This is a genomic window from Actinoplanes sp. NPDC048796 (genome assembly GCF_040650035.1).
Taxonomy (GTDB): domain Bacteria; phylum Actinomycetota; class Actinomycetes; order Mycobacteriales; family Micromonosporaceae; genus Actinoplanes.
Genome location: NZ_JBEZGO010000001.1, coordinates 713,725 through 727,089, shown reverse-complemented (window position 1 = coordinate 727,089; position 13,365 = coordinate 713,725). Strand labels below are relative to the sequence as shown.

Sequence of the window (13,365 nt, the reverse complement as noted above, 5' to 3'; positions counted from 1 at the left end):
GCCGCGTCGTCCAGCCGCCGTCACCCGCACGGACGCCTCCCGACTACTCCGCTACTCCCCAAGGAGTACACCACGGCCGATGAGTTTCGGGCCCGGCGCCGGTCGGACGGTCATGACTGCGACTTACACCTTCGACGTGTTCACCAGCCTCGACGGATTCGGCGGGGTCACCGACCCCTCGTGGGGCGGTTACTGGGGCAAGCAGGGCCCGGAGCTGCTCGCGCACCGTCTGGCCCTGTACGAGACGGAGCAGCGCATGGTGTTCGGGGCCAACACGTACCGGGCCTTCACCCAGCTGCTGGCGGCCGGCACCGAGGCGACCGTGGGCGACCCGTGGGTGACCCGGATGCTGAACCTGCCGGCGTTCATCGTGTCGAACACGCTGCGGGAGCCGATCGACTGGCCGGACGGGACCGTCGTCAAGGGCGACGCGGTCGAGGTCGTCGCCCGGCTGAAACAGGAGTCGGACGTGCCGCTGCGCTCGCACGGCAGCCTGGCCTTGAACCGGGCGCTGATGGCGGCCGGTCTGGTCGACCGGGTGCAGGTGACGGTCTTCCCGGTGATCACCGGGAGGACCGGCGACGATCCGATCTTCGCCGGGGCCGCCGACTTCGACCTCGACCTGCTGGAGACGCGGACGCTGGACGGGCGTACCCAGGAACTGGTCTATCGCCCGGCGCTGCGGACCGTCAGCACCCCGGCCAGGTCGACGTCGGCCGACTGACCGCCGTAGCCGCTCTCGGAGATCAGGCGCGCGCCGAAGACGGTGGTCCAGAAGGTGCGCGCCTCGATGGCGGCCGGGCGGTCGATGGCCCAGCCGCGGCGGTCGAGGACGTCGAGCAGGTAGCGCTCGGCCTGGCGGAACAGCACGGACAGGCTCTGCTGGACGGAGGCGTGCAGCTCGGGGCGCAGCCGGCTCACCGCCATGGCGTGCACGGCGACCGGCACGGCCGGCAGGGCCAGCGCCGTACGGGCCAGAGCGATCCGGAACGACTCGGGCGTCCGCCGCCGCAGGCCGATCGGTTCCAGGCGCTGGGCCTGGTGGAGCAGCAGCCGGAACGCGGCCTCGACGAACAGGGCGTCCTTGGAACCGAAGTAGTACGTGATCTGGTGCGGGTGGGCGCCGGCCGCGCCGGCGATGTCGGCCACGCTCACCGCGGCCAGGCCGCGCTCGGCGAACAGATTTTCGGCGGCGCGCAGGATCGCATCGCGGGTGCGGCGGCCGCGGGCGCGGGGAGGCTCGGTCATAGTTGTACGCTATACAACTATGACGGATGTTGTGATCACCGGGATGGGTGCGACCACCCCGCTCGGCGGCGATGTCGACTCGCTGTGGCAGGGCATGCTCGAGGGCCGCTCGGGTGTGCGGCGCATCGACGACGTGCTGGCCGGCTACGCCCACCTCGACGAGCTGCCGACCCGGATCGGGGCGCCGATGGCCGTCTCGCCCGACACGGTGCTGGAGCGGGTGCAGGCCCGCCGGATGGACCGCTGCCAGCAGGCGGCGCTCGTCGCGGCCCGCCAGGCCTGGTCCGACGCCGGCGCGCCCGGGGTCGAGTCCGAGCGGCTGGCGGTCGTCATGGGCACCGGCATCGGCGGCGTGACCACGCTCCTCGACCAGGACGACGTGATCGAGGAGAAGGGCCCGCGCCGGGTCTCCCCGCTGACCGTGCCGATGATGATGCCGAACGGCGCCGCCGCCTGGATCAGCATCGAGCTCGGGGCCAAGGCCGGCGTCTACACGACCTCGGCCGCCTGCGCGTCCGGGGCCGAGGCGATCGCCCAGGGCGTGCGGCTGATCCGGTCGGGCGAGGCCGACGTGGTCATCGCCGGCGGGTCCGAGGCGTGCATCGCGCCGATCACGGTGGCCGGGTTCGCCCAGTCCCGTACCCTCTCCAAGCGCAACGACGAGCCGGAGCGGGCGTCCCGGCCCTTCGACGTCGACCGGGACGGCTTCGTGCTCGGCGAGGGCGCCGGGGTCGTGGTCCTGGAGCGGGCCGAGTTCGCGGCGGCCCGGGGCGCGCGCCCGGTGGCCCGGGTGGCCGGCTTCGGGGTGACCGCCGACGCGTACCACATCACCGGTCCCGAGCCGTCCGGCGAGGGGCAGATCCGGGCGCTTCAGGCCGCGCTGCGGACGGCCGGGCTGGCCCCGGGCGACATCGACCACCTGAACTGCCACGCCACGTCGACAGTGGTCGGCGACGTGGGCGAGGTGGCGGCGATCCGGGCCGCGCTCGGCGACGACGTGGTGCTCACCGCGCCCAAGGGCGCGATCGGCCACCTGGTCGGCGCGGCCGGCGCGGTGGAGAGCATCATCACCGTGCTGTCGGTGGCCGAGGGGCTGATCCCGCCCACGCTGAACCTGGAGAACAAGGCGCCCGAGGTGACGCTCGACGTGGTCACCGGCGAGCCGCGCAAGCAGGCGATCGGCGCGGCCATCTGCAACTCGTTCGGCTTCGGCGGCCAGAACGTGTCGCTGCTGTTCACCCCGGCCTAACCGGCCTCGCGGCGGGCCTTGGCGCGGCGTTTACCCTCGTGCATGGCCTGCACCCGGGCGACCGGAATGGTCCGGCCCTCCTCGATGAGACCCTCGTCGAGGGTCTGCGGCGCGGGCATGGCCCCGGCCCACGGGTCGTGGCCGGCGGCCAGCAGGCCCGGTGCGGTGTGGACGGTGAAGTCGGCCGGGGTCACGTCGTCGAGGTCGTCCCAGGCGACCGGGAAGGAGACCGGTACGCCCGGGCGCACCCGGGGGCTGTAGGCGGCGACGACAGTGGCCCCGCCCGAACGGGTGGCGTCGAGGAAGACCTTGCCGTGCCGGTCCTCGCGGATGAAAGCGGTGGTGGCCAGCTCGGGGTCCAGCCGTTCGGCCCGGGCCGCGACCGCGCGGGTGGCGGCGGCGACCTGTTCGGCGTCGGCCTTGCCGTCGAGCGGGACGAAGACGTGCACACCCTTGGAGCCGCTGGTCTTGACGGCTCCGGCCATGTCGATCTCGGCGAGGGCGGCGCGTACCAGCCGCGCCGCCCGCACGGCTTTGGCGAAGTTCTCGCCCTCGGGCGGGTCCAGATCCATGATCAGATGGGTCGGGTGGTGGTCGCCGGCCGGCATGAGCGCGGGGTGGTACTCGATGGCGCGCTGATTGCCGAACCAGAGCAGCGTCCGGCGGTCGTTGCACAGCGCGTACGTGACCTCGCGATGCGACGCCTCGGCCCACACCGCGGTGCGCGGCACCCAGTCGGGCGTGTACTTCGGCAGGTTCTTCTGCATGAACTTGTCCTGGCCGCGCAGCAGCCGGATCACCGACAGCGGGCGGTCGCGCAGCACCGGCAGCATGCGATCGGCGACCGCGTCGAGATAGTCGATCAGGTCACGCTTGGTGGCGCCCGCACCCTCGTACAACTCCTGATCGAGGTTGGTCAGCGTGACGCCGTCGCGCTCCTCGCCTTTGTCGGCCATGGGCCCATCGTGCCCTACATTCAGCCGAGCTGGGCGATTCCGGCGGCGGGAAGGGCCATGAGCAGGGTGAGTACGACGTAAAGCCCACCCAGACCGAAACGGCCGTTCCGGGTGGCGAGCGCGGCGGCCGTGAACGGCAGCGCCACGATCAGCACGGTGGCCAGCGTGAAGGCGCCGCCGGAATCGGTGATCAGGCCGTACAGGACGACCAGCGGGACGAGCACCAGCCAGGCCAGGGTCACCGCGATGATCCACAGATGGAGGGTCGTCCGGCGTACGTCGTCAGCCGGGTCTTTGTGCAGGGCGTAAGCCATGCGTGCGGCGAAGCCGTCGACGTCCTCGGTGGTCACGAAATAAGAACCTTAGGGGCAACGGCCGCCGGGCGCGTCGCCCCTAAGGGGTGAGAGACCAAACCTTCACCTTGCTCAGGTCAGCTCTTGACCGAGCCGGCCATGAGACCGCCGATGAACCAGCGGCCGAGCAGGACGTACACCACCAGCGTGGGCAACGACGTGATCAGCGCGCCCGCCATCGAGGCCGCGTAGTCCGGCGACTGCGCGCCGGCCAGCGCGTTCAGCGCGATCGTGATCGGGCCGTTCCTCGTGTTGGACAGGAAGATCGCGAACAGATAGTCGTTCCAGGCCGACGTGAACTGCCAGATCACCGTGACCACGAAGCCCGGGACGGAGATCGGCAGGATGATCCAGGCGAACGTGCGCAGCAGGCCGGCGCCGTCGACCCGGGCCGCCTCGACGAGCTCCTCCGGAACCGTGGTGGCGTAGTAGTTCCGGAAGATCAGCGTGCAGATCGGGATGCCGTAGACGCAGTGCACGAAGACCAGGGTCGGGATGCCGGGCGGGATGCCGATCGTCGTGACGATCTCCCGCAGCGGGATCATGACGGCCTGGTACGGGATGAACATGCCGAACAGGATCAGCGTGAACACCAGGTCGGCGCCGGGGAACCGCCAGCGCGACAGCACGAAGCCGTTGGCCGCGCCGATCACCGACGAGATCAGGGCGACCGGGATCGCCAGCTCGAAGGTGCGGACGAAGGACGCGTGCAGCGAGTTCCAGGCCTTCTCCCACGACGCCAGCGTCCACGTCTCCGGCAGGTTCCACTGGCTCGTGACGCCGATGTCCGAACCCGACTTGAAACTGGTCACGATCAGCACGTACATCGGCATCAGCACGATGATCAGGAAGAGCAGGACCAGCGCGTACTTGACGATCGAGCCGGGCCCGAACCTCTGCCGCGGCTTGGTGCGCGGCTTCAGGCTCTCCAGCGTCTCCTGAGGGGCGGCGACGACGGTCATTCCGAGCCCTCCTCTCGCATGACCTTCTGGCCCTCGCCTGCGAGGCCGTTTCTCGGTGCGGCGGGGTGCCGCTCGGTGCAGGCGGTCATGCGTTCTTCTCCGCCCGGTTGGTGTAGATCAGGTACGGGACGATGACGACCGCCACGAGCAGCAGCAGGATGATCGAAATCGCCGCGGCCTTGGCGTAGTCGCTGGTCAGCAGCGTCTGCCAGACGTAGACGGCGGGCACCTCGGTCAGCCACTGCGGACCGGAGACGCTCATGATCAGGTCGAACATCTTCATCGACATGTGGCCGAGGATGATCAGCGCCGACAACGCGACCGGCGTGAGCTGCGGGAAGATCACGTTGCGGTACAGCCGGTACGTGCTGGCGCCGTCCATGGCCGCCGCCTCGCGCAGCTCCTGCGGGATGCCGCGGAAACCGGCCAGGAACAGCGCCATCACGTAGCCGGAGAGCTGCCAGACGGCGGGCATCGCCATCGCGGCCATGCCCCAGTTCGGGTTGGTCCACCACGAGTTCTGCAGGAAATCGAGGCCGAGCGCGCCGAAGACGGCGTTCAGGCCACCCGCGTTGTCGCCCGTGTTCGGGTTCATCAGCCAGCGCCACACCACGCCCGACGCCACGAACGAGACGGCCATCGGGAACAGGTAGACCGTACGGAAGAAACCCTCACCACGTACGCCGCGCTCGAGCAGGAAAGCCCAGAGCAGGCCGAAGAACATCGCGCCGACCAGGAACACCACCGTGAAGATCAGCAGGTTCTTCAGCGAATGGGTGAAGCGGTCGTTGATGTCGTCGGTGAACAGCTTGGTGTAGTTCTCCAGGCCGACGAAACCCTTCGACCCCAGGGCGTTGTGCTCGTCGGACACCGAGACCTTCGTGGTCCAGGCGATCAGGCCGTACACGAAGACGGCGAGCAGGATGAGCGAGGGGGAGAGCAGGAGCAGTCCCGGTCCCCACTGCCGGAGTCGGCGCATAAGGGCTCCTTGCTGGGAAAGGCGGGGCGGCCGGTCGCCACCCCGCCCCAGACCTACTTCTTGACGAACTGCTGCGCGGCCGAGGCGAGAGCCTTCTGCAGCGCGCCGGCGTCCTGGTTGGTCGAGAACGCGCCCAGGGCCGAGTTGGCCGCACCCTGCCAGCCCTGCGAGCAGGCCGAACCGTGGGCACACGACGGAACCTGGGTCGCCGACTTCCAGTCCGCCATGGCGGCCTGCTGGTACTTCGGGTAGTCGCTCGGGCTGGCGTCCGTACGGGCCGGGATCGAGCCCTTCTTGGTGTTGAACGCCTTCTGGCCCTCGGCCGAGCCGACCGTCTTGAGCCAGCACTTGGTGCCCTCGGCGTTCTTGGCGCCCTTCGGCAGCACGAACGAGTCGGCGAGCCACTGGAAGGTGGTGCCGTTGCCCGGGAACGTGAAGTAGCCGTAGTCGGTGAACTTCTTGGCGTCCAGGTCGGCCGCCTCCCAGTCACCCATCAGCTGGTACGCGGCCTTGCCGTCCATGACCAGCTTCTCCGCGTCCGTCCAGTCGAGGGCGTCGCGGTCGGTGTTGGTGTAGGTGAGCAGCTTCTTGAAGTCGTCGATCGCCTTGGTGACGCCGGCGTCGTTCCAGTCGGTGCTGCCGTTCCACAGGCCGGTGAACTTCTCCGGGCCCAGGTCGGTGATCAGCACCGACTCGAACAGCATCAGCTGCGTCCAGTCCTTGCCGATCGCCAGCGGCGCCTTGATGCCCTTGGCCTTGACCTTGTCCAGGTCGGCGAAGAAGCCGGCCAGATCGGTCGGGTCCTTGGTGATGCCGGCGTCGGCCACGACCTTCTTGTTGGTCCAGACGACGTTGGCCCGGTGGATGTTGGCCGGCACCGAGTAGATCTTGCCCTCGACCGTCAGGTTGTCGATCAGGCCCTTGGGGAACGCCTGCTTGAGACCCCAGGAGTCGTAGTCGGCGCTGATGTCCTCGACCTGACCGGCGTTGATGTAGTCCTGAAGCTCCGCGCCGGCGTGCGCCTGGAACGTGTCCGGCGGGTCGCCCTGCTGGAGCCGGGACGCGAGGACCGACTTGGCGTTCGCGCCGGCGCCACCGGCCACGGCGCCGTTCTCGAAGGTCTGCCCGGCGCACGAGGTGCCGAACTGGGCGACCAGGCCGTCGAGGCCGGCCTTCTCACCGCCGTCGGCCCACCACGTGAAGACCTCGACCTTCTTGGAGCCGGAGTCGCCGCCACTGTCGTCACTGGACCCACAGGCCGTGGCCGTCAGGAGCGCGGCGACACTGACGGCCGCAACGGCAGCCCGTCGAGTGAAGCCCGTCCGACCGCCCCGCCCGCCACCCTTTACTTGACTGAAGACCATCCCGCTTGTCTCCCATCGAGATATTGACATCGTTGTCACGCGATTCGGGAGTACGGTGCCGCCTGAACGCACGGGTGTCAACGACTGTTTCCGTCTCGTTACGTGCGAACACTGTGGATAGATGATCGTTAACGGGGCGTCCGCTCTCCCGACCCTCTAGCAATGATGGATGTCGAAATAACGATCGTGCGGGCGGGCCCGGTATGCCCACTGATCCGCTCATGGGCGAGCCGGGCCGCCTCCCGCCCCAGAGCGGTCATGTCGTGGGCGACAACTGTCGTACCGAGCACGTCGGCGAGATCGAAGTCATCGAAGCCGACCAGCGCCGGCTGCTCCCGCAGATCACGCATCCCGCGCAGCGCGCCGGTGGTGAGCCGGTTGTTCGTCGTGAAGATCGCGGTCGGCGGCGGATCAAGGGCGAGGAGTTCCTGTACGGCGTGTTCGGCGTGCCGCACATCGTGCACGTCGGTGCGCACGTACGGCTCCCACTCGTCGTTGCCCGCGGCGTGCATCGCTTTCACGAAGCCGTCGATGCGCCCCTTCTGTGGCGCCATCCGCTTGAGGTCGGCCACCAGCGCGATCCTCCGGTGCCCCCGCGCGAGCAGATGCTCACCGGCCGACCGCGCCCCACCGGCGTTGTCGATGAGCACGGCGTCCGCGGCCACCCCCTCCGGCAGCCGGTCGAGGAAGACGAAGGGAACACCGCCGTTGCCCTCGACGGACAGATACTCGTGGTCGGTGCCGCTGGGAATGACGAGCAGCGCCCGCACCCGCCGCTCGAGAAAGGCGTCGACCAGACTCCGCTCCAAGGCGGCGTCCTCGTCGTTGTTGGCGGTGATCAGCAGCAGCCCGTGCTGCCGCAGCTCCCGCTCGATCCCACTGGCCACGGCCGAGTAGAACGGGTTGGTCAGATCACCGCTGACCAGCCCGACCAGCGCCGACGTGGCCCCACGGCGCAGCTCCCGGGCGATCCCGTTGAGCCGGTACCCGAGCAGGTCGGCCGCGTCCAGCACCCGCCGCCCGGTAGAGGGCGCCACGTTGGGCTCCCGGTTGAGCGCACGGGAGGCCGTCTTCAGACTGACCCCCGCCAGCTCCGCAACCTGGGTCAACGTAGGCCGGCGCACACTCGCATCGTCGGCGGACATAGCGCTCCGAGCCTCTCAACCAGCGGGGACGACTCAGTATGACATCGACAGAGGTACGACCCACCGCCCCAAGCACCCAGACGCACCACACACCCTCCCCTTTCGTGGACCCGCCCTCCCCCTGCGCGGCCGGTCCGCGGTGGGTTACGCCTCACTTCGCAGGCGGGCGACGATCTCGGCCGGGGTGAGGGCGCGGTCGTTCTCGGGGTCGTCGTCGGCGAGCCGGGTCGAGGCGACGTCGGCGAAGACGGCCGCCATCGCCGCGAACAGGTCGGGGCTCAGCCCGGCCTCGGCCTGGGTGGCTGACACCTCACGCATCTCGCCGACGTAGCGGTGCGCCTTCGTCGCCGCGCGGGCCACCCCTTCGCTGTCGGCCAGCCCGCTACGCGCGAGATCGTCCAGAACCTCATCGAGCACGCCATGCGCCCCCGCCGTACGCATCGCCTGAGTGAGCAGCCCCATCAATCCCTTGTAGACGCTCCCGGTGCACATCTTGAGCGCACTGGCCGCCCCGACCCGATCACCCAGAACCACCGGCTCGACCATCCCCGCCCACGGCAGCCCCGCGACGACCCCGGCTTCGACCCCGGACAGATAGACCCGCGCCCCCGGCTTGACACTGGGCGGCGGCCCCGAAATCGACCCGTCGACGACCCGCAGCCCACCAAGTTCCCGGACCACCCGCCCCATGGTCCCCGGCGACACCGCGTTGAGATCAGCCACCACGGGCCCGCCACCCACCCGAAACAGCCCGCTGTGCGCCTGCGGCCGCTCGCTGTCCGCGTCGGAATGCCCGCCGTGCGCCCGGGGCCGCTCGCTGTCCGCGTGGGCTTGCCCGCTGTCCTGGTGGGGTTGCTCGTCGGCGGCGCGGGATCGCCGGCCGTCGGCGGTGGTTCTTGAGTGGGTTGCTTCGGCGGCGGTGGCTATGGAGCGGGCGGCGTCGACTGCGGCGGACGGTGGGGTGATCGAGAGGATGACGTCGGCGACCGCCACGACGTCGGTGAGGGTGGGCAGGATCTCGAGCCCGGCCGTCTCGGCCAGGCGGCGGGAGCGTGCCGAACGGCCCTCGAGCGTCGTGACGACGCGGGCGCCGCCGGCCAGCAGGGCGGCGCCCAGGCCGGAACCCATGAAGCCCGCGCTCACGATGGCTACCGTCGGCATCGCAGGACCCCTTTTCATTGATCACACAGGTGGCTGACAGCTTCAACCTAGGCCGGGTTGGTTGGCTGCTTCGAGCGGACGGCCGGCGATCCGGGCATACCGAACCCAGCCGGGCTCGCCGGCCGCCCGCTGCGGAAGCGGCCGTGCCCCGCACCGGCTCACACCGCGCCGACCGGGTCGCGCGGGCACGGCCCCGAACCTCCGCGCGGGCCCGGAGCCAACGCACGGCACCCGATTTACGGACGGCCCGACCCCATGGTCCCGGAACCGTCAGGCGTCTCGGGATTGCGGACGGGACCGGAACTGCCGTGTGGGCTGGTGGTGGGGGTCAGGTGAGCCTTGGAAGGTAGGCCGACCCGACCTTTTTGGGGACGACCATGCGCCAGGCGTCCAGGACCAACTCGGTCATGCGTTTCTCGTCCAGCGGGTCCATCCAGGCCTGGACCCAGTTGAAGCGCAGGTCGGACTCGCGGGGGAGGTGGAAGATCTCGGGCTCACAGGTGACCAGGGCCGCCCTTTCCTCCTTGGGGAAGCCGAAGCCCATGACTGTCTCGTCGCGGGAGAAGGCCACGTAGACGATTTTGCCCACGCGGAACTTGACCCGGTCGTTTATCAGGTGTTCTGAGGTGCGGGGTAGGTCTCGTGCTACCTGCCGCACGTCGTCGACGGTAACCATGTGAGGACCCTACGGCGGGGGTACGACAATTCCGGGAGGGTCACGGACGGCGGGGCTTGGGCACCGAGAGGGGAGTGGTCGGCTCCTCGGGCAGTGGCTTGCTGTCGGGCACCTTTGCTCGGAAGACGCGGTCCGCCGGTAGGCGATAGGTCTTGGCCTGTACGAGCTCGTCCGGAACGCCGTGCCGCCCCGACGGCCTCTTCTCGTCGGCGTCGGGCGTCGGCGGGGACGCGGCCGGAGGAGGGGACGCGGCCGGAGGAGGGGCTACAGCCGGAGCCGGAGCCGGAGCCGGAGCCGGGGGCGGGGGCGGGGTGTGGGTCGATGCGGCGACTGGTGTCGTGTCCTGCTCAGGGACGGCCGGTCGAGGGTTCGGGAAAGGCTGATAGGTCACCCCGCCCACCGCGGCCGGCTCAGCCCGGACATTCGGCGGCGGGGGCGGCGGCACGGGAAAGCTCCCCTGCGACGCGGCGGCCCGAGAAGCGCCGGCGGAGGGCACCGCGGCCCGAGGAGCGCCGGCGGAGGGCACCGCGGCCCGAGGAGCGCCGGCGGAGGGCACCGCGGCAGGCGGCGCAGCGGCCGGAGGCGCGCCGGCTGGAGGCATGGCGGCAGGAGGCGCGCCGGCTGGAGGCATGGCGGCAGGAGGCGCGCCGGCTGAGGGCGCCGCGGCACGAGGCGCGCCGGCTGAGGGCGCCGTCGATGGGTGCGCGGCGACACGGGGAGTAGTGGCCGGAGGGTCGGCGGCCGGGCGGCGGGTGGGGTCGAAGGGGCGGTTCGAGGCTTTCTCGTATCCGGCCCGGTAGGCCTCTTCCCGCTCGTGTGCCGCCTGGTGTTTCTGGTGGAGCCGGCCGGCGGCGTACCCGCAGCACGCGAAGAAGACGGCTACGAGGATGAAGATCAGCACTGAATCGCCGGGCGCGGTCATGTACTGATTGTGACTAAATGGATAGACCGGAAGCTATGGCCCGTTTGACGTACCCCGATCGAATTAACTCGAAGGCTCAAGTTCTCGTCAGCCTCCGATCGTCGTGCCGGCCGCCACCGCCTCCTGCAGGCCCCGGGCGGCCAGGCGGTCCGCTCTCTCGTTCTCCGGGTGGCCGGCGTGGCCCTTCACCCAGTGCCACTGCACGTCGTGCCGGCGGACCGCCTCGTCGAGGCGCTGCCACAGGTCGACGTTCTTGACCGGTTGCTTGGCCGACGTCTGCCAGCCGTTCGCCTTCCAGCGGGGCAGCCATTTCGTGATGCCGTCCCGTACGTAAATGCTGTCGGTGTAGAGCTTGACCGTCATCGGCGCCCGGTTGAGCGTCTCCAAGGCCCGGATCGGCGCCATCAGCTCCATCCGGTTGTTCGTCGTCGACTCGGCGGAGCCGCCGCACAGGTCCTTCTCCTTGGCGCCGTAGCGCAGGACCGCGCCCCATCCGCCGGGCCCGGGGTTGGGGGCGCAGGCCCCGTCGGTGTAGATCTCCACCACGCTCATGCCAGCACCTTATTAGCCGGGAATCGGCGGGACGTAAGGTAGGGAAGTTGCGCTGAGTGAGGGCGGGCGGTTTTGACTGACGACGCGGTCCAGGTACGGGACGTGGTCGTGCGCTACGGCGACACGACCGCGGTCCATGGTGTGTCGCTGACCGTGCCGCGCGGCCGGGTTCTGTCCCTGCTCGGGCACAACGGCGCCGGCAAGACCAGCCTTCTGCAGGTGTGTGAGGGCTTCCGCCGGGCCGACGGCGGGCAGGTGCGGGTGCTCGGGCTCGACCCGATGGACGACCACGACGAGCTCATGCCCCGGCTGGGCATCATGCTGCAGTCGGGCGGCGTCTACCCGTGGGCCACGGCCGGCGAGATCCTGCGGCTTTTCGCGAGCTTCGCCGCGAACCCGCTCGACGTCGACATGCTGCTCGACCGGCTGGGTCTGCGGCGATTCGAGCGTACGAGGTTCCGGCGGCTCTCCGGCGGTGAACAGCAGCGGCTGTCGCTGGCGATCGCGCTGGTCGGGCGGCCCGAGCTGGTCTTCCTCGACGAGCCGACGGCCGGCATGGACACCGAGGCCCGCCACACCACCTGGGAACTGATCGAGCAGCTGCGCGCCGACGGCGTGTCGGTGCTGCTCACCACCCATCTGCTGGACGAGGCCGAGCGGCTGGCGGACGAGGTCGTCATCATGCGTAACGGGCTGGTCGCCGCCACCGGCACGCCGGCCGAGCTGACCGCCGCGGCCGGCATCGACCTGCTCGAGGTGCGGGCCGACGCCGGTCTGGTTCCCGACGGTCGCCTGGCCCCTCTCCAGGTCACCGAGACCAGCCCGGGGGAGTACGCCGTCACGGGCGCCCTCGACGCGGCCACCATCGCCGGCGTGCTGGGCTGGTTCGCCAGCGTGGGGGCCACGGTCACCTCGCTGAACACGCGCCGGCGCACCCTCGAGGACGTCTATCTGGCCCTGACCAGAGCGGAAGCTTATCGATGAGTACCTTCGCACCGGCTCCGGGCCGGGCTCCCATGCGCGCCGTGCTGTCCAGTCAGATCCGGATGGAGCTGGTGCTGACCGCCCGGCGTGGCGAGGCCGTCGTGCTGGCCATGGGCGTGCCTCTGCTGGTGCTGCTCGGTGCCGGCCTCACCAAGGTCACCAACGTGCCGGGCGACGACCGGCTGGCGTTCGTGGTGCCGGGTGTGCTGGCGCTGACCGTGATGTCGACCGCCTTCACCGGCCAGGCCATCACGACCGGCTACGAGCGCAGCTACGGCGTACTCAAGAGACTCGGTGCCTCTCCGCTGAGCCGTCCCGGCCTGCTGTTCAGCAAGACCACGGCCGTGCTCGGCCTGATCGTCGTGCAGCTTCTGGTGCTGGCCCTGGTCGGCGTGGCGGTGGGCTGGCGGCCGCATTTCGGGCAGATCCTTCCGGCGCTCGGGGTCACGGTGCTGGCCACCGCGGCGTACAGCGGCCTGGCCCTTCTCCTGGCGAGCGTGCTGCGCCCGGAGACCACGACCGCCGCCGCCACCCTGATCTACGTGCTGATGCTCGCCGCCGGCGGCATCATGTTCGCCGCGCCCGATCTGGGCACGTTCGGCTGGTTCGTGCTGCCGCTGGCCGCGCACGCCGAGGCGCTGCGGGCCACCCTCTCGCACGACGCGCCGATCCCGGCGCCGATCTGGCTGAGCCTGGCGTTGTGGGCCGTCGTCTTCGTGACCGCCGCCGCCCGCAAGTTCAAATGGGAGTAGCTGTCAACCGATCGGTTGACAGTCATTGACGACCGCCCGGTCGTATCGCCGGGCACCTATGA

14 protein-coding genes are annotated in these 13,365 nt (G+C 70.1%); 4 read left to right on the top strand and 10 right to left on the bottom strand.

All coding sequences use genetic code 11. The features are described 5' to 3' along the window. Positions 1–112 precede the first annotated feature (112 nt). Complete coding sequence (locus tag AB0C26_RS03430) at positions 113–724, top strand: dihydrofolate reductase family protein (protein ID WP_360240817.1); 612 nt, start codon at positions 113–115, stop codon at positions 722–724. Here the strand turns inward: AB0C26_RS03430 and AB0C26_RS03425 are convergent. Further along, positions 667–1,248, bottom strand: coding sequence for a TetR/AcrR family transcriptional regulator C-terminal domain-containing protein (locus tag AB0C26_RS03425; protein ID WP_360240814.1), 582 nt, complete (start codon positions 1,246–1,248; stop codon positions 667–669). The two genes, AB0C26_RS03430 and AB0C26_RS03425, sit on opposite strands and share 58 nt — an antisense overlap. A gap of 19 nt (positions 1,249–1,267) precedes the next feature. Here AB0C26_RS03425 and AB0C26_RS03420 point away from each other — a divergent pair, with 19 nt between their 5' ends. Next, positions 1,268–2,497 carry a beta-ketoacyl-[acyl-carrier-protein] synthase family protein gene (locus AB0C26_RS03420; RefSeq protein WP_360240811.1) on the top strand — a complete coding sequence of 410 codons (1,230 nt, stop codon included), beginning with the start codon at positions 1,268–1,270 and terminating at the stop codon, positions 2,495–2,497. On the opposite strand, the gene ligD is transcribed toward AB0C26_RS03420, so the two are convergent. From ligD to rnhA, 9 genes are all read right to left on the bottom strand, one after another. After that, complete coding sequence (gene ligD / locus AB0C26_RS03415) at positions 2,494–3,453, bottom strand: non-homologous end-joining DNA ligase (protein ID WP_360240808.1); 960 nt, start codon at positions 3,451–3,453, stop codon at positions 2,494–2,496. The two genes, AB0C26_RS03420 and ligD, sit on opposite strands and share 4 nt — an antisense overlap. Before the next feature lie 20 nt (positions 3,454–3,473). Then, positions 3,474–3,803 carry a hypothetical protein gene (locus AB0C26_RS03410; protein WP_360240805.1) on the bottom strand — a complete coding sequence of 110 codons (330 nt, stop codon included), beginning with the start codon at positions 3,801–3,803 and terminating at the stop codon, positions 3,474–3,476. A gap of 80 nt (positions 3,804–3,883) precedes the next feature. After that, positions 3,884–4,639 carry a carbohydrate ABC transporter permease gene (locus AB0C26_RS03405; protein ID WP_360243491.1) on the bottom strand — a complete coding sequence of 252 codons (756 nt, stop codon included), beginning with the start codon at positions 4,637–4,639 and terminating at the stop codon, positions 3,884–3,886. Between the two features lie 214 nt (positions 4,640–4,853). Beyond that, positions 4,854–5,747, bottom strand: coding sequence for a sugar ABC transporter permease (locus AB0C26_RS03400; RefSeq protein ID WP_360240802.1), 894 nt, complete (start codon positions 5,745–5,747; stop codon positions 4,854–4,856). Positions 5,748–5,800: 53 nt separating this feature from the next. Beyond that, positions 5,801–7,111 carry an extracellular solute-binding protein gene (locus AB0C26_RS03395; protein WP_360240799.1) on the bottom strand — a complete coding sequence of 437 codons (1,311 nt, stop codon included), beginning with the start codon at positions 7,109–7,111 and terminating at the stop codon, positions 5,801–5,803. A gap of 128 nt (positions 7,112–7,239) precedes the next feature. After that, positions 7,240–8,256 (bottom strand): LacI family DNA-binding transcriptional regulator, encoded by a 1,017-nt coding sequence (locus AB0C26_RS03390; protein ID WP_360240796.1) that lies wholly within the window; start codon positions 8,254–8,256, stop codon positions 7,240–7,242. A 144-nt stretch (positions 8,257–8,400) separates the two neighbouring features. After that, complete coding sequence (locus tag AB0C26_RS03385) at positions 8,401–9,417, bottom strand: DUF1932 domain-containing protein (RefSeq protein WP_360240793.1); 1,017 nt, start codon at positions 9,415–9,417, stop codon at positions 8,401–8,403. Between the two features lie 328 nt (positions 9,418–9,745). Then, the gene (locus AB0C26_RS03380) at positions 9,746–10,093 is read right to left on the bottom strand and encodes an MmcQ/YjbR family DNA-binding protein (RefSeq protein WP_360240791.1); all 348 of its coding nucleotides are present in this window, start codon (positions 10,091–10,093) and stop codon (positions 9,746–9,748) included. A gap of 1,009 nt (positions 10,094–11,102) precedes the next feature. After that, complete coding sequence (gene rnhA / locus AB0C26_RS03375) at positions 11,103–11,567, bottom strand: ribonuclease HI (protein ID WP_360240788.1); 465 nt, start codon at positions 11,565–11,567, stop codon at positions 11,103–11,105. 72 nt (positions 11,568–11,639) lie between these two features. On the opposite strand from rnhA, the gene AB0C26_RS03370 reads away from it, so the two are divergent. Then, on the top strand, positions 11,640–12,551 hold the full coding sequence (locus tag AB0C26_RS03370) for an ABC transporter ATP-binding protein (protein ID WP_360240785.1): 912 nt from the start codon (positions 11,640–11,642) through the stop codon (positions 12,549–12,551). Further along, positions 12,548–13,303 (top strand): ABC transporter permease, encoded by a 756-nt coding sequence (locus AB0C26_RS03365; protein ID WP_360240782.1) that lies wholly within the window; start codon positions 12,548–12,550, stop codon positions 13,301–13,303. The genes AB0C26_RS03370 and AB0C26_RS03365 overlap by 4 nt, the downstream gene beginning before the upstream one ends. Positions 13,304–13,365: the final 62 nt, after the last annotated feature.

Coding starts and splice junctions, on each gene's coding strand:
- AB0C26_RS03430 (WP_360240817.1), top strand. CDS start 113: ATGACTGCGACTTACACCTTCGACGTGTTCACCAGCCTCGACGGATTC.
- AB0C26_RS03425 (WP_360240814.1), bottom strand. CDS start 1,248: ATGACCGAGCCTCCCCGCGCCCGCGGCCGCCGCACCCGCGATGCGATC.
- AB0C26_RS03420 (WP_360240811.1), top strand. CDS start 1,268: ATGACGGATGTTGTGATCACCGGGATGGGTGCGACCACCCCGCTCGGC.
- ligD (WP_360240808.1), bottom strand. CDS start 3,453: ATGGCCGACAAAGGCGAGGAGCGCGACGGCGTCACGCTGACCAACCTC.
- AB0C26_RS03405 (WP_360243491.1), bottom strand. CDS start 4,639: ATGCCGATGTACGTGCTGATCGTGACCAGTTTCAAGTCGGGTTCGGAC.
- AB0C26_RS03400 (WP_360240802.1), bottom strand. CDS start 5,747: ATGCGCCGACTCCGGCAGTGGGGACCGGGACTGCTCCTGCTCTCCCCC.
- AB0C26_RS03395 (WP_360240799.1), bottom strand. CDS start 7,111: ATGGTCTTCAGTCAAGTAAAGGGTGGCGGGCGGGGCGGTCGGACGGGC.
- AB0C26_RS03390 (WP_360240796.1), bottom strand. CDS start 8,256: ATGTCCGCCGACGATGCGAGTGTGCGCCGGCCTACGTTGACCCAGGTT.
- AB0C26_RS03385 (WP_360240793.1), bottom strand. CDS start 9,417: ATGCCGACGGTAGCCATCGTGAGCGCGGGCTTCATGGGTTCCGGCCTG.
- AB0C26_RS03380 (WP_360240791.1), bottom strand. CDS start 10,093: ATGGTTACCGTCGACGACGTGCGGCAGGTAGCACGAGACCTACCCCGC.
- rnhA (WP_360240788.1), bottom strand. CDS start 11,567: ATGAGCGTGGTGGAGATCTACACCGACGGGGCCTGCGCCCCCAACCCC.
- AB0C26_RS03365 (WP_360240782.1), top strand. CDS start 12,548: ATGAGTACCTTCGCACCGGCTCCGGGCCGGGCTCCCATGCGCGCCGTG.